A 24,923-nucleotide genomic window follows, 5' to 3' on the forward strand; every position below is an offset into this window, starting at 1 on the left:
CGGCCTAAGCCGCGCTGGTGTCTTTGATCAAGTGCGCGGCCAACGTGCGCAACGGCCCCAGCTGCCGACAAATCAACGCCAACTGCGTTTGCACCAGCCGCTGCGCCTCATCGATCTCATCCGGCATTTGCTCCAACTCTGCCGCCAACCCTTCCTCGGCATCACTCTGGATCGCAATCGGCTGTTTGTTAGCCAGGCCGCTGGCGATCTCATCAATGCTTGCCGCCAGGCTGTTGCCTGCGCCTTCGATCAAATGCTCACGCACGTCAGCCGGTAGCTGGGTTTCGCGGTGCGCACCCAAACCCGACAAATAGCTGAGCAAGGTGTGTGACAGCACCAGAAAGCGAAAGCCTACGTCGGCCTCCTTACGAAAGTGCCCAGGCTCCATCAGCATATTCGCCAGCGTAGTGGATAGCGCGGCATCGGCGTTATGCGCGTTGCGCCGGGCCAGGCGGTAGGCCAGGTCGTCGCTCTTGCCGGCGGCGTATTGCTGCATGATCTGGCGCAGGTAGATGCTGTTGCAGGTCAGGGTATTGGCCAGCACTTTGTTCAGGCGCCGGCCTTGCCAGTCCGGCAGGAACAGGAATACCGCCAGCCCCGCGATCAGGCTGCCAAGCAGGGTATCGAACAGGCGAGGCAGAAACAGCCCGTAGCCATCGCCCACCTGGTTGAAGCAGAACAGCACCATCAGGGTGATCGCTGCAGTCGCCAGGGTGTAGCGCGTGGTGCGGTTGATAAAGAACACCAGGCCCGCAGCGATGGCGAACATCGATTGCACGACCGGGTTGGGGAACAAATCGAACAGCGCCCAGGCCACGGTCAGGCCGATGGCGGTGCCGATGATCCGCTGGCCGAGTTTGCGGCGGGTGGCGCCGTAGCTCGGCTGGCAGACGAACAGGGTGGTGAGGATGATCCAGTAACCTTGGGACGCGTGGATGGCGTGCAGGGTGCCATAGCCGATGGTCAATGCCAGTGACAGGCGCAAGGCGTGCCGAAACAGCAATGACGTCGGCGTGAGTTGGGTGCGCAGGCGCGTCCACATTTCCTTGAAGTTACGCGGGGCGCGGTCCAACAGGTTGCTGTCGGTAGCGTCGGCCAGGGCATCGGGGTTGCTGGCGTCGCCCAGCAGGCGGTCGAGGGTGGACAGGTTGGCGGCCAAGGCGCGCAACGAGCGCAACAGGCCACGCCAGGCGGGGTTGCTCTGGATGCGCAGGTGCTCCAGGGAGGCGTTCAGGTCGCCCAGGGCCTCGGCGAAGCTGTCGTCATAGATGAACGGTTGGCGCAGTTGGATCGATTCGGCCAGGGTCTGGCAGGCTTTGCCTTGCTGGCGCAGCAGGCGCTGGCAGCGAAACAGCACATCGCTGTGGAAAAAGGCATCGGTCAGGGCGTTGTACGGGTAGTGAGACGAACTGGCGCGTTCGTGGATGTCCTGGGCCAGGAAATACAGCTTCAGGTAGCGGCTGACCTTCGAGCCCGGTCGGCCATTGCCGACACGGTGCAGAATGATTTCCTTGGCCGCATTCAGCGCGGCGACCACCCGGCCATTTTGCTGGGCCAGTTCCAGGCGCCGGGCTTCCACATCCAGTTGGCGGATCGGCTCGAACAAGGATGACTTGAGCTTGAGATAGCGCCCCAGCTCACGGAACAACCGCGCCAGGCTCTGCTGCACCGGCTGGTTGGAAAACAGCGCCTGCCACAGCACCGACAGCACGCCGTACCAGGCGGCGCCGGCCACCAGCAGCAGCGGCTCATGCCAGAAGTCGGTGACGGCGCCGCCGCGCTGGTCCACGCCGATCATGGTGTAGACCGACAGAATCAAGGTGGCCGAGGCAATCGCGCCATAGCGTTCGCCCAGCGCACCGAGCATGGTCAGGGAGAAACTGGCCAGGGCCAGGGCGATGGCAAAGATCCAGGGGTAGGGGAACAGCAATTCCACCGACAGCGCGGCGATGCTGAAACACACCAGTGTCACCGCCAGGGCGTTGAGGCGGCCCTGCCAACTGTCATCAGTCTCGGCCAGGGCACTGGCGATAATCCCCAGGAACAGCGGGATCAGCAGCGTCATTTCATCCTGGTACCAACACAGCGCCATGCTGCCGGTGAGGGCGATGAACACCCGTACGCTGTAGCTGAATTTATCCAGCGCCCACAGGCGCCGCATGGACTGCTTGAACGAGGTCGATGACATGAAGTCTGGAGTCTTCCGGGACGTTGTCGCTAAATTGAGCTATCAAGGACGCCACGGCAAGTGTGGTGATCACATCCAACAGCAAATTTTTCAAGATCACTACAAAACCAATGTGGGAGGGGGCTTGCTCCCGATGGCGGTGTATCAGTAACAGATGTACTGACTGATACACCGCCATCGGGAGCAAGTCCCCTCCCACATTTTTACTGCGTTGTGTCAGGCATATTGCGCGGCTGCGTAGCCCGACGCCCAGGCCCACTGAAAGTTGAACCCGCCCAGGTGACCGGTCACATCCAGCACTTCGCCGATGAAGTACAGGCCAGGGCTTTTCAGTGATTCCATGGTCTTGGACGACACTTCCCGCGTGTCCACTCCACCTAAGGTTACCTCGGCAGTGCGATAGCCCTCGGTGCCGGCCGGTACGAGTTGCCAGCTCCCAAGCTTTTGCGCGATATCGGCAATTTCAGCATGGGTGTACTGCTTCATCGGTTTGGATTCGAACCAGCTTTGGGCCAGCAGGTTGGCCATCTTCTTGGTGAAAATCTCCCCCAGCAGGGTCTTTAGCTCGCTGTTGGGATGCTCGGCCTGTTGCTGTTGCAGCCAGTCATGGGCGTCATGATCGGGCAACAGGTTGATTTCCACCGTGTCGCCGGATTCCCAGTAAGACGAGATCTGCAAAATCGCCGGCCCGCTCAGGCCGCGATGGGTGAACAGCATGTTCTCGCGAAAGCTCTGGCCGTTGCAGCTCACCAGGCAATCCACTGAAGTGCCGGATAACTCACTGCACAATGGCTTGAGCTGGTCGGTGATGGTAAACGGCACCAGCCCGGCGCGGGTTGGCAGCAGTTCGTGGCCAAATTGCTTGGCCACTTGATAGCCAAAACCGGTGGCGCCCAATGTGGGGATCGACAAGCCACCGGTGGCAATCACCAGCGACTCGCAGTGCAACTCGCCGAGCGTGGTCTGCAATTGGTAGCCGCTATCGAGCCTGGCGATTTCCTCGATGGAGGTGTCCAGGTGCAGGCTCACGCCGGTCTGGATGCACTCATCGAGCAACATGCCGAGGATGTCGCTGGACTTGTTATCGCAGAACAGCTGGCCGAGTTTTTTCTCGTGGTACGGCACGCCGTGCTTGGCCACCAGCCCAATGAAATCCCACTGGGTGTAGCGCGCCAGGGCCGACTTGCAGAAGTGCGCGTTATGCGAGAGGAAGTTGGCAGGCTCGGTGTACATATTGGTGAAGTTGCAGCGGCCGCCACCGGACATCAGGATCTTCTTGCCGGCCTTGTTGGCGTGGTCGATCAGCATCACTTTGCGCCCACGCCCGGCGGCGGTCAATGCGCACATCAAGCCTGCGGCGCCGGCGCCAATGATCACAACTTCGGTCGAGCGCAAAACGGTGTCCTCATACAAATTCTGAATTGAAATACAGTCAAATGTGGGAGGGGGCTTGCTCCCGATGGCGGTGGTTCAGTCACATCTATATTGACTGAGACTCCGCTATCAGGAGCAAGCCCCCTCCCACATTTGAATCTCCATTGGTGTGCGAGATATTTACAGGATCCGCACGCGCAACGAACGGCCTTTGATCTTGCCGTCATTCAAGCGCTGCAACGCCTGCTTGGCGATCCCGCGTTCCACGGCCACGAATGCCTGGAAGTCAAAGATCGCAATCTTGCCGACCTGGGCGCCCGGAATGCCGGCTTCACCGGTCAATGCACCCAGAATGTCGCCTGGGCGGACTTTGTCTTTACGCCCGGCGGCGATGCACAGGGTGCTCATCTGCGGCAGCAGCGGGCCACCGCTTTGCGGCTTGAGGTTGTCCAGTTGGTCCCAGTTCAGCGGCGACTTCTGCAGTTGCTCGATGGCCTGGGCGCGGTGCGCTTCGGACGGCGCCACCAGGCTGATGGCGATACCGGTCTCGCCAGCACGACCGGTACGGCCAACGCGGTGGATGTGGATTTCCGAGTCGCGGGCCAGTTCGACGTTGATCACCATGTCCAGCGAGTCGATGTCCAGGCCACGGGCAGCCACGTCGGTAGCCACCAGCACCGAGGTGCTGCGGTTGGCGAACATCGCCAGTACCTGGTCACGGTCGCGTTGTTCCAGGTCGCCGTGCAGGCCGACGGCGGAAATGCCTTTGGCTGTCAGGTGGTCGACAGTTTCCTGCACTTGCTGCTTGGTGAAGCAGAACGCCACGCAGGAAGCCGGGCGGAAGTGCGCGAGCACCTTGGTCACCGCGTCCATGCGCTCTTCCGGCGAGATTTCGTAGAAGCGCTGTTCGATCTGGTCATCGGAGTGGAACGCCTCGGCCTTCACCTGCTGCGGCGCACGCATGAACTTGGACGCCAGCTGCTTGATGCTCACCGGGTAGGTGGCCGAGAACAGCAGGGTCTGGCGGCGTGGTGGGGTCTTGCTGATGATGTCTTCGATGGCGTCGTAGAAGCCCATGTCGAGCATACGGTCAGCTTCGTCGAGGATCAGGGTGTTCAGGCCGTCCAGTACCAGCGAGCCTTTGCGCAGGTGCTGCTGGATACGGCCCGGGGTGCCGACGATGACGTGAGCGCCATGCTCCAGGGAGGCGATCTGCGGGCCGAGGGACACGCCGCCGCACAGGGTCAGCACCTTGATGTTGTCTTCGGCACGGGCCAGGCGACGGATTTCCTTGGCGACCTGGTCGGCCAGTTCACGGGTGGGGCACATCACCAGCGCCTGGCAACCGAAGTAACGTGGGTTGATCGGGTTCAACAGGCCGATGCCGAAGGCGGCGGTCTTGCCGCTGCCGGTCTTGGCCTGGGCAATCAGGTCCAGCCCCTTGAGGATCACCGGCAAGCTTTGCGCCTGGATCTGCGTCATCTCGACGTAACCCAGCGAGTCGAGGTTAGCCAGCATGGCGGCGGACAGGGGCAAAGTATTAAAAGCGGTGGCGATGGTAGTCACGGGACTGGCTCTGCAAAACAAAATGTCGCGCAGTGTACCAGCCCTGTGGGATTTTCCCCGCAAGTTCTCGACGAGAAGCCCGTCAGTGCTCGATATCGTGCTCGCGGCTGACCACGCGTTTGCCGTCTTTTGGCGACAATTGCAGGAAGATCGCCGCCGCCAGCATCGCCATGATGCCCACGGTGAGGAAGGTCAACTGGAACGCGCCGAGGACACTCTCCACACCGTCATTGCCGGCCTCGGCAGTAAACCCGCCAAGCAACGCGCCGGCACAGGCCACGCCGAGGCTGAGGGACAACTGCGCCACCACCGACAACAGACTGTTGCCGCTGCTGGCCTGGGCGTCGTCGAGGTCGATCAGGGTCACGGTGTTCATCGCGGTGAATTGCAGGGAGTTGATCGCCCCCAGCACCGCCAGCATTGCCAGCAGCAGCGGGTAGGGCGTGTGCTCGCTGACCAGGCCCATGCTCGCCAGCATGATGCCCAGAGCCAAGGTGTTGCCGGTCAGCACGATGCGATAACCGAGGCGCTCGATCAACGGCCTTGCCACGGACTTGGCAAACATCGCCGCCGCCGCAAGCGGCAACATGCTCATCCCGGCTTCCGATGGCGAGTAACCCAGTGCCACCTGCAACAGCAGCGGTACCAGGAACGGCAGTGCGCCGCTGCCCAGCCGCGCAAACAGGTTGCCCAGAATGCCGACGGCAAAGGTGCGGGTCTTGAACAGCACCGGCGAGAACAACGGGTTATCAATATGCCCGGCGCGCAGCCAGTACGCCGCCAGGCAGGCGAACCCGCCGAACAGCAGCAATATGACCCGCAGGTGCGGCAGGTGCAGTTCGCCCAGGCCCTCCATGGCGATGGTGATCAGCACCATTGCCGCGCCGAACAGCAGGAAACCCAGGCCGTCGAAGCGCGTGCGTTCGCTGCCGCGCAGGTCGGGAATGAATTTCCACACGGCATAGCAGCCGATCATGCCCACCGGCAGGTTGATCAGGAAGATCCAGTGCCAGGTCAGGTATTGCACCATCCAGCCGCCCATGGTCGGGCCCAGTAATGGGCCGAGCAGGCCGGGGATGGTGATGAAGCCCATGATGCGCACCAACTCGGAACGTGGATAAGCGCGCAGCACCACCAGCCGCCCGACCGGCAGCATCAGCGCACCGCCCAAGCCCTGGATCACCCGTGCGCCCACCAGCATGGTCAGGCTGCTGGACAACGCGCACAGCAGCGAGCCGAGGCTGAACAGCATGATCGCGCCAAAGAAAATCTTCTTGGTGCCAAAGCGGTCAGCGATCCAGCCCGATGCGGGAATCAGCAGGGCGACGGTGAGCATGTAGGCAATCACCACCCCCTGCATGCGCAGCGGGTTCTCCGCGAGGTCCCGAGCCATGGCCGGCAGGGCCGTGTTGAGGATCGTCCCATCCAGCGATTGCATGAAGAAGGCAATCGCTACCACCCAGGGGAGCCAGCGGGCGGTCTTGGCATCGAGAGGGGCACGATTCGGCATGGGGACCCTTTTATTAGCAGGCTATGTGTTGGCGATTATGCGCCATTCGTCGCTCCTTTTCCCACTGGCGGTTCGTCTAAGTCCGACAACGTTGCGTGCTCTCCGACCAGGAAATCCAGCAATGCACGGTGAACTGCCAGCGCCGCCTCCCGAGACTCCAGGTCCAGCAGGTGGCCGGTATGCTCGGCCACCGCAAAGCTGCTGCGGCCTACATATTGTTTGAACAGCTGGGCCTCGGCGGCCGGGGTGTATTCGTCCAGGGCACCGTTGAGAAAGTGCACCGGCGTCTCGATCTGTCGCAGCGCTGGCAAGTAGTTGCCATCGCCCAAGGCCAGGACCTGGTGAATGTGAAAGCGCGCCTGGCGGTACTCGGTAGTGGCCATGGTCGACAGGTGCCGATGGTTGTTGCGCTTGAGGCGCGGCGACAGGTATTTGCCGACCGTCTCGTTGAGCAGGTGGCCGACCGCAGATTTGTCATCGGCCTCGATCAACACGCGCACGCGCTCCACGTATTCGAGCATGGCCTGGTTGAGGTTGGGCGCCAGGGCCATCACCACCGAGCTTTCGATGGAGGGCGGGTTGTGCGCCAGGGTCAGCAGCGTAGAGATGCCGCCCCACGAGGCCGACACCAGATGGTTGACCTCAAAGCGTTCCACCAGGGCACGCAGGATTTGCACCTCGTCGTCCTTGGTGACCAGGTCAAGGTCGGTGTTGTGCTCGCGCGAGTAGCCGGAGAACGGCAAGTCGAACAGCAGCACATTGAAATGCTCGGCCAGGCATTTGCTGGTGCGGGCAAAGGAGCGCGTGGTGGACAGCGCGCCATTGACCATCAGTACGGTTTTTCTATGCGGATGGTTACCGAGCTGCTCTACGTGAACGTTGTAGTGTTTGAACAGCTTCTCTATGACAAAACTTCCATGGTTCATCTGAAGGCTCCAGCTTGCCCAGTCCAGGCAAGGTCATGCATCACGTGCGGGCACGTGGGTGGGGTGGCGGGATGCCATCAAGCCTTATAACGAGGAATCAGGGAGGGGACAATAGGCGGATTCGCCAAATGAGAGCACCGCAGAAAGTTTACCAGTGGGAAGGGATTTGCCTGACAGATGAGTCCACTTACAGGCAAGTCAGGCAAAGATTGATTTAAGCCAACACCAATACGGTATTTTCTTTACTGTCGAATGGTGAGTCGCCAAGAGGAACTTTGATACTCCACAAGTCGATATGGCCATCAATGACGGCGACAGAATGGCTGGAGTTGGCAAGGGTACCTATCGCTCCATTTTTTAATTCCTCAAGAGTGCCGCTGCGCATAGAGTGCTTGAGCCCAAGGCGTGTTAACGCTTCACCAGGGTGTTCTCCGTCGTTCAAGGTGTCCATTGCGGTCTTAAAGTTCTGGCTGGCCCGGTGGTCATTGTTTTCGTTCTGCGCCCGCTTTGCGCTGGCCGCATATAGAAAAACGGCATGTCGCAAGACCTTGCCGCTACCAGCGAATCCTGTGTGCTCCATGGCTTGAAGCAGTTCTTGATGGGTCAGGGTGATGCGGACATCGTCGCGCATCACTACGTCATAACCTTCAGGTGTCCGGGTTATCTTTTTATAAATACCCTCTGGATGGCTGCCGAACTTGGCCATCGCCGCCTTGATGGCTGACACCGTGACACAGTTACCTTCGGTGACTTGAAAGAAATCTCGCCATATGTTTTTTGGTCTGATGCCCGAGTCGGTGGTCGAGCGAACAATTGTACGGGCGGGGGCATCATCTTTGCGGGTGTAGGCAGCATTGAATTCGCCTTTTTCCAAGTGGCGATTGTTGATGCGACTATTATCGTAAGGGGTTGGATAGTTGAGGCCATTCAGTGGAGAGAAACCGATATTCATAGTGATTGACTCGGGGTGCATAAAGGGGACTGTCGGTGAACAGGTTGTCTGAGAACTGACGGTGAGGATTTATTATTATGCGAGTTGATATCCGTGGGTGTGTACCTTCTCATCCCCAGGAAGGTTTTTACCTTCCTTTATGAACCTGCCGTTGTAGAACAGCCCACCAGCGTTACTGCCGATCAACACGGTCAGGCCATCGGCATCGCCTGCTCTTTCCATGTATTTAATAGATGAGCTCACGCCCATCCCTTCCAGAACATTTTTTACCGTACGGCCATCAATGTTGCCAATCAATGCTGCTTCGAAACTCTGCCCAAAGGAACGCACGGGGGGCTGGAGTTGTTGACGTTTGATGTAGGCTGCGAAGATGAAGTTGGCGTCCTTTATCATGCCATCATCGTGCCCGATGAATAAGGAGTGTTGTTGGGCTTGCTCAAGTTCGTCTCGCGAGAGGGTCAACTCAAATCCGTCCCTAAAGGTGACCTGATAGGCGTTATGGGCGAATTTTACATTTGAAAAAACATCGGTTGGGCTCTGCCCGAACTTGGACATCAGCAATTTTATGACATCGGCGTGGGTTGAAGTCTCACCTTGAAAGACAAAAGGTCTTTGCGTATAAAACCCGGTGACCAGGTTATCTGGTTTCTGTCCATTTCGTTTGGCAGAAAGCTCCGGAAGTTCATGGTCGGCCTGAACATCACCTTCAGGGGGAAGGGGTTCGAGCGTGAAGGTGGGAGGTGTTGATATCTGAGGGACCGCAATAGGCGTCGGCATGGAGGTGTGGGGGGCCTTAAGGACAATAAAGCTTTCTATCCATTGTGGTACCTTTTTCTTGTGCCCGTAGTTTTCCATAAAGCCGTCATTAATCATGCCGCGCTTACTCGAAAATACCTTCATTGCCGGTACGGCTACCTGGTTCCCTACGTCCTGAGACCACACATGCTGTAGTTGGTAGTCAAGCCCTAAAAGCTTTAAACCCTCGTACCCGCTGATCCCGTAATCAGAAGAGCTCAGAACAGCACCAAAGCTGTGTTGGTGAATATGGGTGCGATAATCGATTTTTCTGTAGTTGTATTGTGCTTCAAGGTGCTTGCGTTTATTCATGATCGCAAAAATAAAGCGTGCATCTTTTAGCATGCCCTCATCGTCGCCCGCAAACTTGGCATGGTGGGTAGCCAGTGCTAGTTCATCGTTGGATATATGCAGTTTGAAGTCGTCTTTCATGGTGATGTTGTAGCCGTTTCCGGTGTCCTTGACTTCATCAAAAATACTCAAGGGGCTCTGGCCGAGGCCCGACATGGCGGCCTTAATTACCGCCACCCAGTCATCGTGGTCATAACGGCCAAAGTAGGGGTATTTTTCATAGGTGGCATACAAGCCAGTCCACAAGTTACTGGGTGGGGCGCCTCTATCTTTTCCTGACATGACATGTGTTGCGGATGTTTCGGTAGGCACGGCGCGGAGGAGGTGTGAAGACAATAGTTTGTTTTCAGCGCTCGACGTGTTATTTGCGGATTTGCCCCTTGTTTGTGAATAGCTATTTACGCTCGACCGATGACTGCCGGTGGGCGTCGAAATGCTCAGGCTCATAAGTATGCTCCGCAGTTGATAGTGGGTTGCCCGCAAATGAATCACTGTTGTAAGTGTCCTGTTGCTGCAATGCGTTCCCGCTATAGGTGAGAGGATAGGTTACAGAGAGTGACCTCGATTGGTTTTGGATGCAGGATAAATCCGGCCTTGGGTCGGTTTGTACGCAGGAAGGGAAATAGCCGGACACTTATATAACTAATGGCAGCCGGAGTGGCTGCCATTAGTTTTTACGCGGGCTGTGAAAGTTTCACAGCGTCAAGGTCAGGCGCTTGACCAAGGCACCCGGCAGCAGGTTGGAGGCGGTATTGCGCTGGCTGTAAGTGCTGGCCGAGAGCAACAACTCCCGATCAGCGGTCAGGGCCTCAAGTTGCGAGCCGAGCAACTGATAGACACTGTCATCAAAACGCATGGTGCTGACCGGCGCCTTGATTTCGCCGTTTTCCACCCAGAACGTGGCGAAGCGCGTCATGCCGGTCAGGCGCGCCGCTGGCAGGTCGGAATAGTTCAGGTACCAGAGGTTGCTGATATATAACCCGGTGCCCAACTGCTTGAGGATATCGGCCTGGGCCAGGCTGCCTGCCGCCATTTGCAAGGCGCTGGGCGACTCGTCGCTGCTGGCGCCGTTGGTGCTCAAACCGTATTCGGCGGCGCTGCGAGAGTTGATCAACTGACCCTCGGCCTTGCCTGCCCGGATCAGGGGCACATTCCCGCGCGGGTAGCCTTCGGTGGAAAACGCCTGGCTCAGGGAACCGCTGATCTGTTCATTGATTGTCACCAGCGGGCTCAGTGATTGTTCACCGGCATACAGGCGCTGCAACGAACTGCCTTTGCTGGCGATGGCCTGGGCCGAAAAACCACCCCAGGTAATGATGCTGATGATTTCTTCCAGCGCTGGCGGTGCAAGGTAGGCACGGTATTGGCCGGGCGCCAGCTTGTGCAGCGGCCGCCCCAGAAACGCCAGTTGCTCGCGGGCCTGTTGAAAGCGTGCGGCAAATTCGGCGCTGTCCCAGGTGTGCCCGGCGTAGCTGGCCTTGACCGCTTCGCCATTGGCGTGGAACAGGCTGAAATCGAAGTTGAAGCTGTTGGCGCAATGCCAGCCGAACGCGCCCGAGGAACTGGCGAAACCACGGCTGATGGGGCCGGCGGCGTAGAAACCGACCAGGTCGACGCCGTCGGCAGCCTGGCTGATATCGTCCAGCACCTGGGCCAGCGCCGGCAGCGGCCGTCGCTGTTCGTTGCTGCTTTGCCAGGCGTTGTGGTTGAGCAGCAGGTACGGATCACGTGGCAGTAGCGGCAGGGTTTCACGCAGCTGTTGCAGGGCATCGGCCAGACGCTGGCGATCCAGTGCCGCCTCGCCGGACAGGGTGATGCCCAGATCGGCGTGGCGGCCATCGTTGATCAGCTTGAGGTTCAGGCTGGCCTGTTGCACTTGGCCGGCCTGGCGCACCTGTGCGTGGTTAAAACGCACGAACTCGGACGATTCATCCGCGTAACCCAGGTGGAACTGCTCCTTGTCGGTGACGGCCTGCTTGAGCCAGTCCACCAGTGCCTTGAAGTGGTTCATCAGGCATCGCCCCCAAATACGTCAATGTTACTGAATACACAGGCCGGCGACGCATGGCCGACGCGGATCACCTGGTTGGGCTCGCCCTTGCCGCAGTTGGGCGTGCCCAATACCTTGAAGGTGCTGGCGTCGCCGACCGCGCTGAGGTTGCGCCAGAATTGCGCGGAAATTGCCCGATAGTTGGGGTTCTTCACCACGCCCTTGAGTTCGCCGTTTTCGATCAACTGGCCCCACTCGCAACCGAACTGGAACTTGTTGCGCGCATCGTCGATGGACCACGAACGGTTGGTCGACATCAGGATGCCGTTTTCAATGCCACCCACCAGTTGCTCCATGCTTTTATCGCCGGCCTCGATATTCAGGTTGGCCATGCGGTCGATGGGCGGGCGGTTCCAGCCGCAGGCGCGGCTGTTGGCAACGCCTGGCAAGTCGGCGCGAAATTGCGACAACGCACCGCCCAGGGGCTTGAGCAGCAGGCCATCGCGGATCAGGAATTGCTTGCTGGCGCGGGTGCCGTCGTCGTCATGGCTGTAGCTGGCGAGCTGTTCGGGGATGTCCGGGTCGAAGGTCACGTTAAGCAGCGGTGAGCCGTATTGCAGATGGCCGAAGTCGCTGGCCTTCACAAAACTGGTGCCGGCGTAGTTACGCTCGTCACCGAGGATGCGGTCGAGTTCCAGCGGATGGCCGATGGACTCGTGGATCTGCAGGATCATCTGGTCGGGCATCAGCAGCAGGTCACGTTGGCCGTGGGGCGTATTGGGTGCGAGCAGCAATTGCAGGGCTTCGTCGGCCACCTTGCGGGCGGCGCCCACCAGGCCAAAGCGCTGGATCACACCGGCACTGCCTTGCTGGCCGAAGTTGGTACCGCCCAGGGTGCGGGTCTGGCTGTCGTTGCCGTCGAAGGCGGTGACACTCAGGCCAGGGAAGACGAAGCGCTGAGCCTGGCGCAATTGCGCGCCGGCGCTGTTGAGGTAGATCTGCTCAACATGGGTGGTGCCCAGGCTGACTTCCCAAGTCACCAGGCGTTCATCCTTGGGCACGGCGGCAGATTCATCGCCGAGCAATTGGTAGCAGTCGCTCAGGGGTGGGAAGGGCTGATCAAGGTCCGGAGACAGGTAGTCGGCGACTTCATTGGAAACCGGCTGCTGGTGCAGGTCGAGCAGGGCGTGGGGCTGGATCATCCGGGCTTGCTGTTCGGCGCGCTTAAGGGCCGCTTGCAGGCCGGCAAGGGAAATGTCGTTGGTCGCGGCATAGGCTTCCACGCCATTGAGACGCACGGTAAGCATGGCGCCTTCATCGTGGCTCAGGTGTGGTGGCTCGGCGACGTTCTTGCGTACCGACAGGTACTGACCGGATTCGCGTACGTAGCGCAGGGAGAAGAATTCGGCACGGGTGCGCAGGGCACTGAAGTGCTGTTTGAGGGTGGCGTGGTGTTCGAACATGGGGCCTTCCTTGTGGGCGGCTCGGCGCGCGGCAGGCCAACAGAGTAGGCCGGGGCTGGGAGCTGATCAAGGAAAGTGTAGAGGGGGAGGTTTTGTGGTGTCTGTCAGGGCCTCATCGGGGGCAAGCCCCCTCCCACACTGACTGTGTTCACAAATTCAGATGTGCAAATACAGTCAAATGTGGGAGCTGGCTTGCCTGCGATATCAGGCGCCGCGGTGTATCAGTTACTGCGCAGTAGGCCCTACTTCACGCATCGGCTTGCCACGCACCGGCGCATCGCCTGCCACGTAGTAGTCGGCGGTGCTGCGCGGCAGCGGCTTGCGGCCACGGATCTTGTCGGCGATTTTTTCGGCGATCATGATCGTCGGCGCGTTCAGGTTACCGGTGGTGATGATCGGCATGATCGACGCATCGACTACACGCAGACCCTGCATGCCATGCACGCGGCCTTCGCCATCCACTACGGCCATCTCGTCGGTGCCCATCTTGCACGAGCAGGACGGGTGGAACGCTGTTTCGGCGTGCTCGCGGATGAACTTGTCGAGCTGCTCATCGGTTTGCACTTCAATACCCGGGCTGATTTCGCGGCCACGGTATTGATCCAGTGCCGGCTGCTGCATGATTTCACGGGTCAGGCGGATGCCATCGCGAAACTCCTGCCAGTCCTGCTCGGTGGCCATGTAGTTGAAGAGGATGCTCGGGTAGTCCCGTGGGTTCTTCGACTTCAGTTGCACGCGGCCACGGCTTGGCGAACGCATGGAGCCCATGTGTGCCTGGAAACCGTGCTCTTTCACACCGTTGCTGCCGTTGTAGTTAATCGCGACCGGCAGGAAGTGGTACTGGATGTTCGGCCATTCGAATTCCGGACGCGAACGGATAAAACCGCCGGCTTCGAACTGGTTGCTGGCGCCAATGCCAGTGCCGTTGAACAGCCACTCGGCACCGATGGCTGGCTGGTTGTACCAGAGCAGCGACGGGTACAGCGACACCGGCTGGGTGCATGCATATTGCAGGTACAGCTCAAGGTGATCCTGCAGGTTTTCGCCGACGCCCGGCAGGTCGTGGACCACCGGGATGTCGAGGCTTTCCAGCAGCTTGGCCGGGCCGACACCGGAGCGTTGCAACAACTGCGGCGAAGCGATTGCACCGCTGCACACCAATACTTCTTTACGCGCACGGGCTTCAACGCGCTCTTCGGCGGCGCCGATCAGGTAGCGCACGCCAACGGCACGCTTGCCTTCGAACAACACTTTGTCGGTAAGGGCATGGGTGACGATGGTCAGGGTCGAACGCTTTTTAGCCGTGTCCAGGTAACCGCGTGCGGTGCTGGCGCGACGGCCATTCGGCGTGACGGTACGGTCCATCGGGCCGAAGCCTTCTTGCTGGTAACCGTTCAAGTCTTCGGTCCGCGGGTAACCGGCTTGTACGCCGGCTTCGACCATGGCGTGGAACAACGGGTTGTTGCCCGCTTTCGGCGTAGTCACGCTGACCGGGCCTTCGCCACCGTGGTAGTCGTTCGGGCCAATATCGCGGGTTTCTGCCTTGCGGAAATACGGCAGGCAATCGAGGTACGTCCAGTCTTCCAGACCGGGCAGCTTCGACCAGTTGTCATAGTCCATGGCATTGCCACGGATATAGCACATGCCGTTGATCAGCGAAGAACCACCCAGGCCCTTGCCGCGCCCGCATTCCATCCGGCGGCCGTCCATGTGAGGCTCAGGATCGGTTTCGTAGGCCCAGTTGTAGCGGCGGCCTTGCAGCGGGAAAGCCAGGGCGGCGGGCATCTGGGTACGGAAGTCGAGGCGGTAGTCCGGGCCACCGGCCTCCAGCAGCAAAACGGTGACGCCTTCGTCTTCGGTCAGACGGGTCGCCAGGGTGTTACCGGCGGAGCCGGCACCCACAATGATGTAATCGTATTCTTGGGACATTGGATGCACCCTCTTTGAAGTCTAGTCAGGTCGGGCCTCATCGGGAGCAAGCCCCCTCCCACATTTGATCGGGTTCACACAGTCAAAGGTGGGAGGGGGCTTGCCCCCGATGGCGGCCTTACAGGCAATACAAGGCTCGGGTGTTAGAACACCGAGGCGTAATCGCCCAGCTCAACCTGTACCGATTTGATGCGGGTGAAGTTGTTCAGCGAGCTGATCCCGTTCTCACGGCCCACACCGGATTGCTTGTAGCCACCGACCGGCATCTTGGCGTCGGACTCGCCCCAGGCGTTGATCCAGCAGATACCCGCTTCCAGTTGATGAATCACGCGGTGGGCGCGATTCAGGTCCTTGGTCACCAGGCCGGCAGCCAGACCGAAGTCGGTGTCGTTGGCGCGACGGATCACTTCTTCTTCGGTCTCGTAGGTGAGGATGCTCATCACTGGGCCGAAGATTTCTTCACGCACGATGGTCATGTCATCGGTGCAGTCGGTGAACACGGTCGGAGCCACGAAGGCGCCTTTGGCGAAGTCGCCATCGGTCAGACGATCGCCGCCGCACAGCAGGCGGGCGCCTTCTTCCTTACCTTTGGCGATGTAGCCCAGCACGCTTTCCATGTGGGCGAAGCTGACCAGCGGGCCGAAGTTGGTGTTGTCGTCCTGCGGGTCGCCGACACGGATGCGCGCAACGCGCTCGACAATCTTGGCTTCAAACGCAGCTTGCAGATGCTTGGGCACGAACACACGAGTGCCGTTGGTGCAGACCTGGCCGGAGCTGTAGAAGTTGGCCATCATCGCGATGTCGGCGGCGCGATCCAGGTCGGCGTCTTCGAACACGATCAGTGGCGACTTGCCGCCCAGTTCCATGGTCACTTCCTTGAGCGACGAGCTCGAGGCGCTGGCCATGACTTTCTTGCCGGTGTCGGTGCCGCCGGTGAACGAGACTTTCTCGATGCGCGGGTGCTCGGTCAACCAGGTGCCGACTTCACGGCCGCTGCCGGTCAGTACGTTGAACACACCAGCCGGAACGCCGGCTTCGGTGTAGATCTCGGCCAGTTTCAGGGTGGTCAGCGAGGTGACTTCGCTTGGCTTGAAGATCATCGCGTTGCCTGCGGCCAGGGCCGGGGCGGATTTCCACAGGGCGATCTGGATCGGGTAGTTCCACGCGCCGATACCGGCGACTACACCCAGCGGCTCGCGGCGAGTGTAGACGAAGGAGGTGTCGCGCAGCGGGATCTGCTCGCCTTCGATGGCTGGCACCAGGCCTGCGTAGTATTCCAGCACGTCGGCGCCGGTGACGATGTCGACGTACTTGGTTTCGGAGAAGGCTTTACCGGTGTCCAGTGTTTCCAGGGCGGCCAGTTCATCGTTGCGCTCGCGCAGGATGTCGACAGCACGACGCAGGATGCGCGAACGCTCCATGGCGGTCATGGCAGCCCAGATTTTCTGGCCCTTTTCAGCGCTGACCACGGCACGCTCGACGTCTTCTTTCGTGGCGCGTTGCACTTGGGCGAGAACTTCACCGTTAGCCGGGTTGATGGCTTCGAAGGTGGCATCGCTGCCAGCGTCGCTGTAGCCGCCGTCAATGTAGAGTTTTTGCAGGTCGAAACGGGCCATAAAGTCCTCGCAAGTGCATAAGTGGTTGGCGTTACCCGCCGTACAGTGGGCCATGGAGTTGTGGCAACACTGAGCGGCGGACGTTCAGGGGTTGAGCGTTTATAAGTGCTCTAACTCACCTGCTTGGCCAATTGGAAATCCATGTATTCGTAAGCGATCCGTTGCGCTTGCTCCGTGTCGAAAGCGTCTCCCGACAGGGCGCCGCGCAACCACAAACCGTCGATCAAAGCCGCCAGGCCGCGGGCTGCGCTGCGTGCCTCGGGTAACGGCATCGCACGGCGGAACTGGCAACACAGGTTGGAATACAGACGGTGATCGTTGATCCGCTGCAACCTGTGCAATGACGGGTGGTGCATGCTGGTGGCCCAGAAGGCCAGCCAGGTTTTCATTGCCGGGCCATTGACCTGGCTGGCGTCGAAGTTGCCTTCGATGATCACCTGAAGGTGTGCCCGTGGGCTGTCTTCCTTCAAGGCACGCCTGCGTTCGTGGACGTTCTCGATCAACGCATTCATCAGGTAGCGCATGGTCGCTGCGATCAGGCCGTTCTTGTCCTGAAAGTAGTGACTGATGATGCCGTTCGAGACGCCGGCCAGCCGCGCAATCAGCGCAATGCTGGCATCTCCCATTCCGACCTGATCGATGGCCGTCAAGGTGGCTTCGATCAACTGCTGGCGGCGTATGGGTTGCATACCGACCTTGGGCATGTAGCACCTCTCCTTAGGCCTGCCGATGGGCGATCCACGTCCGTCGGCTTGAGGGCCAGTCTATTTTGTTTTGATTGAACGTTCAATCAACAAAGAATAAGATCTGCGACAAATGGTCGCTGCCTACAGATATTTCCTACCTGCGAGCTGCAACCTCTGACACCTGCAAAAACCCTTGAAACAGGCCATTTCAGAGCCTGATCACCGCTTCGGCGGGCTCAAGAATTTTCGGGGTGTCTTTATAACACCCGTCCGTCGACTGCCGAAAAATCGATGTCCCGGGATAACCGTTGCTTTGTGTTTCTCTCTCGCACTGCCTGGAGCATCTGCGCCATGAGTTCTGCCTCTCTTATAAAGACCCCGCCGGAAAAGGTCCGGGTCAACGGTTGGGTGTTCTACACCTCCACCGCGCTGATTCTGATATTGACCGCCATTCTGATCATCGCCCCGCAGGAGGCCGGGCGCCTGCTCGGCGTAGCCCAGGCGTGGCTGTCGAAAAGCTTCGGCTGGTACTACATGGTGGTTATCGCCGCCTACCTGGTGTTTGTGGTCGGTCTGGCGTTTTCGTCCTACGGGAAATTGAAACTGGGTAGTAAGGACGATACCCCGGACTTCAGCTACGGCGCCTGGGCCGGCATGTTGTTCTCGTCGGGCATCGGCATTTCGCTGTTGTATTTCGGTGCGTCCGAGCCGCTGGACCACTACTTCAACCCGCCCGAAGGCGCAGCGGCCAGCAATGGCGCGGCACGCCAGGCGCTGCAACTGACCTTTCTGCACTGGGGGCTGCACGGCTGGGCGATCTATGCCCTGGTCGGTTTGGCCGTGGCGTACTTTGCCTACCGCCATAACCAGCCGCTGGCCTTGCGTTCGGCGCTGTACCCATTGGTGGGCGAGCGTTGGGTGAAGGGCGCGGCCGGCCATGCGGTAGACGGTTTCGGCATGTTCGTCACCTTGCTGGGGCTGGTGACCAACCTGGGTATCGGCTCGATGCAGGTGTCCTCGGGGTTGGAAAACCTGTTCGGCATGGAGCACAGCAACACTAACTTGCTGATCGTGATCATCGTGATGAGCACCGTAGCGACCATCGCTGCTGTATCGGGCGTGGAGAACGGCATTCGCCGCCTGTCCAACCTCAACATCATGCTGTTCAGCGGCTTGCTGATTTTTGTGCTGCTGTTCGGCCCGACCCTGCACCTGCTCAACGGCCTGGTGCAGAACACCGGCGATTACCTCAACGGCATCATTCTGAAAACCTTCGACCTGTATGTGTACGAAGGCGACGCCGACAAGACCGAGCGCTGGATGGGCCTGTGGACCCTGTTCTACTGGGCCTGGTGGATTTCTTGGGCGCCATTTGTGGGCATGTTCATCGCGCGTATTTCCCGTGGCCGTACCGTGCGTGAACTGGTGGCGGGCGTATTGCTTATCCCGCTGGGCTTTACCCTGGCGTGGCTGTCGATCTTCGGTAACTCGGCCCTGGACCTGGTGTTGAACCACGGGGCGGTGGAGTTGGGCAAGACGGCTCTGGAGCAGCCGTCCATGGCCATCTACCAACTGCTTGAGCATTACCCAGCATCGAAAATTGTTATCGGCGTATCGATCTTCGTGGGCTTTGTGTTGTTCCTGACCCCGGCGGATTCCGGTGCGGTGATGATGGCCAATCTGTCCTGCAAAGGCGGCAATGTGGACGAAGATGCGCCGCACTGGTTGCGGATCTTCTGGTCGGCGGTCATTACGCTGGTGACGATCGGTCTGTTGTTTGCCGGCAACTTCGAAGCCATGCAAACCATGGTAGTGCTGGCAGGGCTGCCGTTCTCGGTGGTGCTGATCTTCTTTATGTTCGGTTTGCACAAGGCGATGCGCCAGGACGTGGCCATCGAACAGGAGCAGGCGCAACTGGCTGAACGCGGGCGTCGTGGGTTCAGCGAGCGCTTGACGGCGCTGGACCTGCAACCGAGCCAGGCCACCGTGCAACGCTTTATGGACAAGCACGTAACGCCGGCGCTGGAAGAAGCGGCGGTTGCGCTGCGTGAGCAAGGTTTGGAAGTGCAGACACTGCTGGGCAAATCCAAGCGCTGCATTGGTGTGCGTATCGAGATGGAAGAGGGCAACCCGTTTGTCTACGAAGTGAGCCTGGATGCTTACTCGTCGGCGCCGGCTGACTTGCCTGAAGAAGAGCGCACCCGTTATTACCGTGCCGAGGTGTACCTGCACAACGGGCCTCAGGAATACGACCTGATGGGCTTCACCCAGGAACAGATCACCCGGGATGTGCTCGATCAGTTTGAAAGCCATCGGCAGCTCCTTGGCCGTGTCTATAGCTGATAGTTGAAGCCTGGTGGTGCTTTGAATGTGGGAGGGGGCTTGCTCCCGATGGCGGTGTATCAGTAACAGATGTACTTACTGACACACTGCATCGGGAGCAAGCCCCCTCCCACATTGACCCAGTTGCTACAGTTGGTTTTGCAGTGTTTGCTAGCCCAGGTTCTTGCCTAAGAGGGCATGGTAGAGCTCACTGTCACCCAATATCCCCACCACCTTGTTGTTGTCATGCAACACCAGCTTGTTCCCCGTCTGGTAGCGAATCTGCAACGCATCGCGCATACCGATGTTGGAGTCCACCAGCGTCGGTACCCGGCCCAGACCTTCCACCGCTTGCCCCGGCGCCCAATTCTGCAGGTTCATCGCCACGCCATTCTGGCGTGCGCCCTGGATGGTGTTGCCTTCGGCCAGGTCCAGCCACGAGTCACCACCCGGATCAAGGCACACCGAACCGTTCACGCGCTTGCAGTTGTCCAGCGTGCGCATCAGGCTGCGTCCGCACAGCACGTTCAGTGGGTTGGTGTGGGCGACGAAGGTGCGTACATAGTCGTCCGCCGGGTTCAGCACGATCTCTTCCGGCACGCTGTACTGGATGATCTTGCCGTCTTTCATGATCGCGATACGGCTGCCCAGTTTCAGCGCTTCATCCAGGTCGTGGCTGACGAACACGATGGTCTTGCTCAACTTGCGTTGCAGCTCCAGCAGCTCATCCTGCAAACCTTGGCGAATCAGCGGGTCGAGGGCCGAGAAGGGTTCGTCCATCAGCAGGATATCGGCGTCCATCGCCAGGGCGCGGGCCAGGCCGACGCGTTGCTGCATACCGCCGGACAGCTCGTCGGGCTTCTTGTTGCGCCATTGGCTCAGGCCCACCAGTTCAAGCTTTTCATCCACCAGCGTGCGCCGTTCCTTCTCCGGACGGCCCTGCATTTCCAGGCCGAAGCTGATGTTCTCGCGTACCGTCAGCCAAGGCATCAGGGCGAACTTCTGGAATACCATGGCGATGCGTTTGGTGCGCATCATTTTCAACTCGGCGGGGGTGCAGGAGGCGATGTCGATCTGGCGACCTTCATGCTCTACAAACAGTTGGCCACGGCTGACGGTGTTGAGGCCGTTGATGCAGCGCAGCAGGCTTGACTTGCCGGAGCCCGACAAGCCCATCAGCACACAGATCTCGCCTTTCTCGATATCCAGGCTGGCCTTTTCAACGCCGACAATCTGCCCGGTCTTCTTCAGAATTTCGTTACGGCTCATGCCCTGGTCCAGCAGCTTGAGCGCTTCGCGTGGGTCTTTGGAAAAGATCACGTCGACATTGTCGAATCGGATAATGCTCATGCATCACCCCCTACTTTAGCGTCGGGTTGTTTGCAGATACGGTCGAGCATGATGGCCAGCAAGACGATCGCCAGCCCCGCTTCAAAGCCCAAGGCGATGTCAGCGGTGTTCAGTGCGTTGACCACCGGCTTGCCGAGGCCGTCGGCACCCACCAGCGCGGCGATCACCACCATCGACAACGACAGCATGATGCATTGGGTAATGCCGGCGGCGATGCTCGGCATGGCGTGGGGCAACTCGATGCGCGAGAGCAACTGGCGGCGCGAGCAGCCAAAGGCTTTACCGGCGTCCATCAGCTCTTGCGGCACATCGCGGATACCCAGGTAGGTCAGGCGGATCGGCGCGGCAATCGCGAACACCACCGTGGAAATCAGCCCGGGCACCACACCCAGCCCGAAGAGGGTCAGGGTAGGGATGAGGTAGACGAAGGTCGGTACGGTCTGCATCAGATCGAGCACCGGCCGCATCATGGTGTAGAACATCGGCTTGTGCGCGGCAACAATACCCAGCGGCACGCCGATGACCACGCAGACCAGGGTGGCGAACAGCACCTGCGCGAGGGTTTCCATGGTTTCCTGCCAGTACCCCAGGTTGAGGATCAGCAGGAAGGAGGCAATGACAAACACCGTCAGGCCCCATTTGCGTTGAATAAAGTGAGCCAGCAGCGCAATCAGACCGATCAATGCCAGCGGATTGAACCAGGTCAGCGCAAACGTCACGCCGTGGATCATCGTTTCCAGTGTCGATGCGATTGCGTCGAAATAGTTGGCACCGTGTTGGGTCAACCAGTCGACGAAGGCAGCGATGTACTGGCCTAGAGGGATTTTCTGTTCAGTCAGCATGGTAGTGAATGTCCACATGCGAAGGGGAAAACATCCCGGGCCAGCGCACCGGCCCGGGGTCAGCGGGTGCTATTTGGCGAGGTAAGCTTTGACGGCATCGAGCCCTGGTTTGCCATCGACGGTGGTGACACCGGCGAGCCAGGTGTCGAGCACTTGCGGGTTCTTCTGCAGCCAGGCCTTGGCGGCGGCGTCGGCCTTCATCTTGTCGTCCAGGACGTTACCCATCAGGGTGCTTTCCATGTCCAGCGTGAACACCAGGTTTTTCAGCAACTGGCCGACGTTGCTGCATTCCTGGGTGTAGCCCTTGCGGGTGTTGGTGTAGATGGTGGCCTGGCCATAGTTGGGGCCGAACGAATCGTCGCCGCCGGTCAGGTACTTCATCTTGAAGCGGGTGTTCATCGGGTGCGGTTCCCAGCCGAGGAACACAATGGCCTGGTTGCGCTTGGAGGCGCGTTCAACCTGGGAGAGCATCCCGGCTTCGCTGGACTCGACCACCTTGAAGCCGGCGGTCTTGAGGCCGAAGGCGTCTTTGTCGATCAGTGTCTGGATAGTGCGGTTGCCGTCGTTGCCCGGCTCGATGCCGTAGATCTTGCCGCCCAGCTCATCCTTGAATTTGGCGATATCGGCGAAGTCTTTCAGGCCCTTGTCGTACAGCGCCTGTGGGACTGCCAGGGTGTACTTGGCGTTCTCCAGGTTGGCGCGCACGGTTTCCACGGTGCCGGCATCACGGTACTGCTTGATGTCGTTTTCCATGGTCGGCATCCAGTTGCCGAGGAAGATGTCCATGTTCTTGCCGTCGGCCAGGGACTTGTAGGTCACCGGTACCGAAATCATCGTGGTGCGCGGTTTGTAGCCCAGGCCCTTGAGGATTTCGCTGGTGGTCGCGGTGGTGACGGTGATGTCGGTCCAGCCGACATCGGAGAAGTTGACGGTCTTGCACTGTTCCGGTTCTGCGGCGTGTGCCATGACGGGCAGACTCAGCATGGCGGCCAACAACAACGAGGGTGAACCTTTCATCGGGGTAGACTCCTGTGTCTTTTCTGGCGGCATTCGCCGCGCTTTATAAGTGTTGCGGTTGGAGCGTGCGAGAACAGCTCTGGCGCGGTGCCTTGCAAACGAGTCGAGACTGATCATGTACCAGTGAAAATCTGACGCCTACAGGGGGCGTCGTATCCAGTACAGGGAGGGTCGCATCCAGTACCGATGACGTCGCTTACAGCTTTTTCCCAAGGTAAAACTGCTGTTTTTACCCATCTGCACCGCAAAAAACGGCCAAAACAGGCGTTCGCACGCGAGCGACGCTGGTGAGCATGGATGCGTCGGTGTGAGACGCCGTGGCGAGCAACAAAAGCTTGATGATGCCGCCATCTGGGCGATCTGAGCGTAGCACCTCGTTCAAGCCCGGCCCGCGCTTATCGAGGAGTTACACGTTAATGGCTATCAGCGTTTTCGACCTGTTCAAGATCGGCATCGGGCCTTCGAGTTCTCACACCGTGGGCCCCATGCGCGCCGCGGCGTTGTTCGTGCAGGCGTTGCGTGAGCGTGAACTGTTGGAACGGGTTCGGCGTGTCGAAGTGCAACTGTACGGCTCGTTGTCTGCCACTGGCATCGGCCATGGCAGTGACACCGCAACCATCATGGGCCTGATGGGCGAGTGGCCGGACGCAATCGACCCCTCGCAAATCGGCGTACGCATTCAAACCTTGCGTGAAACCGACACCCTGTTGCTGGACAGCCGCTTGCCGGTGCCATTTGTGTGGGCGCGGGACATGCGCTTGCTCGACGAGAACCTGCCGTTCCACCCCAACGCCATGACCCTGGTGGTATGGGGTGATGACGGCGAACTGCATCGCGATACCTACTATTCGGTCGGCGGCGGCTTTGTGGTGGATGAGGCCCAGGCCCGAAGCGGCGTGGCCGATATGGACCGCACCGAATTGCCTTACGATTTTTCCAGTGCGGTGGAGCTGTTGCAGCTGTGCAAGACCCACAACCTGCGCGTCGCCGAACTGATGCTGGCGAACGAAAAGACTTGGCGCTCCGAAGAAGAAATCCGCAGCGGCCTGATGAAACTCTGGCGCGCCATGCAGGATTGCGTGGAGCAGGGCCTCAAGCACGAAGGCATCCTGCCCGGCGGCCTCAATGTGCGCCGTCGCGCCGCCAAGTTGCATCGCAGTTTGCAAGAGCTGGGCAAACCCAATGTGATCGGCTCGACCTTGAGCGCCATGGAGTGGGTCAACCTGTTCGCCCTTGCGGTCAACGAAGAAAACGCCGCCGGTGGGCGCATGGTGACGGCGCCCACCAATGGCGCGGCGGGGATCATCCCGGCAGTGCTGCACTACTTCATGAAGTTCAGTGAGGAGGTCACCGAAGCCAACGTGGTCGACTATATGCTCGGCGCGGCGGCGGTAGGTATCTTGTGCAAGAAGAACGCTTCGATCTCCGGTGCTGAAGTCGGCTGTCAGGGTGAAGTAGGCTCGGCTTGCGCGATGGCCGCAGCTGGCTTGGCGGAGATTCTAGGTGCCACGCCGGAGCAGGTGTGCAACGCCGCTGAAATCGGCCTGGAACATAACCTCGGCCTGACCTGCGACCCGGTCGGCGGCCTGGTACAGGTGCCGTGTATCGAGCGCAATGCGATTGCGGCGGTGAAGGCCATCAACGCGGCGCAAATGGCCCTGCGCGGCGACGGCCAGCACTTTATCTCCCTGGACCGGGTGATCCGCACCATGCGTGATACCGGGGCCGATATGCATGACAAGTACAAAGAGACATCACGCGGTGGGTTGGCGGTGAGTGCGGTTGAGTGCTGAGACCCAGTCGCCTGCATCGGGGCTTGCCCCCGATAGCAATAGTGCAGACACAATTGCTCATAAAGTGAACACCAGATCAAAAAACGCCACCTTTTAGCGCGTCGCAAACAGATAAGTAGCTACCAAACGATTTCCCTCTCGTCACCTGCGCATTGTGCTTTGGGTGACAGACATGTCCTACGCCCGCAAAGCGCCTTCCCACAAGTGCTACCGATTTGCTCACACGCTTTGAGTAGCACCCTTCTCACGTCAT

Annotated in this window: 17 protein-coding genes; 2 read left to right on the forward strand and 15 right to left on the reverse strand. The window is 59.6% G+C overall.

Annotated features, from left to right (window positions below):
• Positions 1-4 precede the first annotated feature (4 nt).
• From yccS to betI, 12 genes are all read right to left on the reverse strand, one after another.
• Entirely contained in the window at positions 5-2,188 is a 2,184-nt protein-coding gene (gene yccS, locus E4O98_RS21125; RefSeq protein WP_005792181.1) for a YccS family putative transporter, read from the reverse strand.
• Between the two features lie 216 nt (positions 2,189-2,404).
• The gene (locus E4O98_RS21130; RefSeq protein ID WP_032879024.1) at positions 2,405-3,583 is read right to left on the reverse strand and encodes an NAD(P)/FAD-dependent oxidoreductase; all 1,179 of its coding nucleotides are present in this window, start codon (positions 3,581-3,583) and stop codon (positions 2,405-2,407) included.
• Between the two features lie 159 nt (positions 3,584-3,742).
• The gene (dbpA, locus tag E4O98_RS21135; RefSeq protein ID WP_232289440.1) at positions 3,743-5,080 is read right to left on the reverse strand and encodes an ATP-dependent RNA helicase DbpA; all 1,338 of its coding nucleotides are present in this window, start codon (positions 5,078-5,080) and stop codon (positions 3,743-3,745) included.
• 130 nt (positions 5,081-5,210) lie between these two features.
• On the reverse strand, positions 5,211-6,638 hold the full coding sequence (mdtD, locus tag E4O98_RS21140; protein WP_032879027.1) for a multidrug transporter subunit MdtD: 1,428 nt from the start codon (positions 6,636-6,638) through the stop codon (positions 5,211-5,213).
• Positions 6,639-6,673: 35 nt separating this feature from the next.
• Positions 6,674-7,564, reverse strand: a complete 891-nt coding sequence (locus tag E4O98_RS21145) for an alpha/beta hydrolase (protein WP_103735275.1) — start codon at positions 7,562-7,564, stop codon at positions 6,674-6,676.
• 214 nt (positions 7,565-7,778) lie between these two features.
• Positions 7,779-8,516, reverse strand: coding sequence for a hypothetical protein (locus E4O98_RS21150; protein WP_050549381.1), 738 nt, complete (start codon positions 8,514-8,516; stop codon positions 7,779-7,781).
• A gap of 75 nt (positions 8,517-8,591) precedes the next feature.
• On the reverse strand, positions 8,592-10,109 hold the full coding sequence (locus E4O98_RS21155) for a hypothetical protein (RefSeq protein ID WP_248136167.1): 1,518 nt from the start codon (positions 10,107-10,109) through the stop codon (positions 8,592-8,594).
• A 247-nt stretch (positions 10,110-10,356) separates the two neighbouring features.
• A complete protein-coding gene (locus E4O98_RS21160; protein WP_248136169.1) occupies positions 10,357-11,673 on the reverse strand; it encodes a TldD/PmbA family protein in 1,317 nt (438 codons plus the stop codon).
• A complete protein-coding gene (locus E4O98_RS21165) occupies positions 11,673-13,115 on the reverse strand; it encodes a TldD/PmbA family protein (RefSeq protein ID WP_248136171.1) in 1,443 nt (480 codons plus the stop codon). The genes E4O98_RS21160 and E4O98_RS21165 overlap by 1 nt, the downstream gene beginning before the upstream one ends.
• A gap of 225 nt (positions 13,116-13,340) precedes the next feature.
• Positions 13,341-15,044 carry a choline dehydrogenase gene (betA, locus tag E4O98_RS21170; RefSeq protein WP_005792174.1) on the reverse strand — a complete coding sequence of 568 codons (1,704 nt, stop codon included), beginning with the start codon at positions 15,042-15,044 and terminating at the stop codon, positions 13,341-13,343.
• Positions 15,045-15,187: 143 nt separating this feature from the next.
• Positions 15,188-16,660 (reverse strand): betaine-aldehyde dehydrogenase, encoded by a 1,473-nt coding sequence (gene betB / locus E4O98_RS21175; RefSeq protein WP_032879038.1) that lies wholly within the window; start codon positions 16,658-16,660, stop codon positions 15,188-15,190.
• Between the two features lie 110 nt (positions 16,661-16,770).
• Positions 16,771-17,364 (reverse strand): transcriptional regulator BetI, encoded by a 594-nt coding sequence (gene betI, locus E4O98_RS21180; protein ID WP_032879040.1) that lies wholly within the window; start codon positions 17,362-17,364, stop codon positions 16,771-16,773.
• 390 nt (positions 17,365-17,754) lie between these two features.
• On the opposite strand from betI, the gene E4O98_RS21185 reads away from it, so the two are divergent.
• Positions 17,755-19,689: a BCCT family transporter gene (locus E4O98_RS21185; RefSeq protein WP_248136229.1), complete on the forward strand. Its 1,935-nt coding sequence runs from the start codon at positions 17,755-17,757 to the stop codon at positions 19,687-19,689.
• Between the two features lie 150 nt (positions 19,690-19,839).
• On the opposite strand, the gene choV is transcribed toward E4O98_RS21185, so the two are convergent.
• From choV to E4O98_RS21200, 3 genes are all read right to left on the reverse strand, one after another.
• Positions 19,840-21,018 (reverse strand): choline ABC transporter ATP-binding protein, encoded by a 1,179-nt coding sequence (choV, locus tag E4O98_RS21190; protein WP_005792170.1) that lies wholly within the window; start codon positions 21,016-21,018, stop codon positions 19,840-19,842.
• Positions 21,015-21,860, reverse strand: a complete 846-nt coding sequence (gene choW / locus E4O98_RS21195; protein WP_003194913.1) for a choline ABC transporter permease subunit — start codon at positions 21,858-21,860, stop codon at positions 21,015-21,017. Before choW ends, choV begins: the two co-directional genes overlap by 4 nt.
• Before the next feature lie 69 nt (positions 21,861-21,929).
• Positions 21,930-22,877, reverse strand: a complete 948-nt coding sequence (locus tag E4O98_RS21200) for a choline ABC transporter substrate-binding protein (RefSeq protein ID WP_032879044.1) — start codon at positions 22,875-22,877, stop codon at positions 21,930-21,932.
• Between the two features lie 416 nt (positions 22,878-23,293).
• Between E4O98_RS21200 and E4O98_RS21205 the strand changes: the two genes are divergently transcribed.
• Complete coding sequence (locus tag E4O98_RS21205) at positions 23,294-24,670, forward strand: L-serine ammonia-lyase (RefSeq protein WP_005792168.1); 1,377 nt, start codon at positions 23,294-23,296, stop codon at positions 24,668-24,670.
• The last annotated feature ends 253 nt before the right edge of the window (positions 24,671-24,923 follow it).

Origin of the sequence: Pseudomonas sp. W2Jun17, assembly GCF_023127795.1 — a bacterium.
Classification (GTDB): Bacteria; Pseudomonadota; Gammaproteobacteria; order Pseudomonadales; family Pseudomonadaceae; genus Aquipseudomonas; species Aquipseudomonas synxantha_A.

Excerpts from the sequence above, each read along its gene's own strand:
- yccS (WP_005792181.1), bottom strand. The coding sequence starts at position 2,188 with ATGTCATCGACCTCGTTCAAGCAGTCCATGCGGCGCCTGTGGGCGCTG.
- dbpA (WP_232289440.1), bottom strand. The coding sequence starts at position 5,080 with ATGCTGGCTAACCTCGACTCGCTGGGTTACGTCGAGATGACGCAGATC.
- mdtD (WP_032879027.1), bottom strand. The coding sequence starts at position 6,638 with ATGCCGAATCGTGCCCCTCTCGATGCCAAGACCGCCCGCTGGCTCCCC.
- E4O98_RS21145 (WP_103735275.1), bottom strand. The coding sequence starts at position 7,564 with ATGAACCATGGAAGTTTTGTCATAGAGAAGCTGTTCAAACACTACAAC.
- E4O98_RS21150 (WP_050549381.1), bottom strand. The coding sequence starts at position 8,516 with ATGAATATCGGTTTCTCTCCACTGAATGGCCTCAACTATCCAACCCCT.
- E4O98_RS21155 (WP_248136167.1), bottom strand. The coding sequence starts at position 10,109 with ATGAGCCTGAGCATTTCGACGCCCACCGGCAGTCATCGGTCGAGCGTA.
- E4O98_RS21160 (WP_248136169.1), bottom strand. The coding sequence starts at position 11,673 with ATGAACCACTTCAAGGCACTGGTGGACTGGCTCAAGCAGGCCGTCACC.
- E4O98_RS21165 (WP_248136171.1), bottom strand. The coding sequence starts at position 13,115 with ATGTTCGAACACCACGCCACCCTCAAACAGCACTTCAGTGCCCTGCGC.
- betA (WP_005792174.1), bottom strand. The coding sequence starts at position 15,044 with ATGTCCCAAGAATACGATTACATCATTGTGGGTGCCGGCTCCGCCGGT.
- betB (WP_032879038.1), bottom strand. The coding sequence starts at position 16,660 with ATGGCCCGTTTCGACCTGCAAAAACTCTACATTGACGGCGGCTACAGC.
- betI (WP_032879040.1), bottom strand. The coding sequence starts at position 17,364 with ATGCCCAAGGTCGGTATGCAACCCATACGCCGCCAGCAGTTGATCGAA.
- choV (WP_005792170.1), bottom strand. The coding sequence starts at position 21,018 with ATGAGCATTATCCGATTCGACAATGTCGACGTGATCTTTTCCAAAGAC.
- choW (WP_003194913.1), bottom strand. The coding sequence starts at position 21,860 with ATGCTGACTGAACAGAAAATCCCTCTAGGCCAGTACATCGCTGCCTTC.
- E4O98_RS21200 (WP_032879044.1), bottom strand. The coding sequence starts at position 22,877 with ATGAAAGGTTCACCCTCGTTGTTGTTGGCCGCCATGCTGAGTCTGCCC.
- E4O98_RS21205 (WP_005792168.1), top strand. The coding sequence starts at position 23,294 with ATGGCTATCAGCGTTTTCGACCTGTTCAAGATCGGCATCGGGCCTTCG.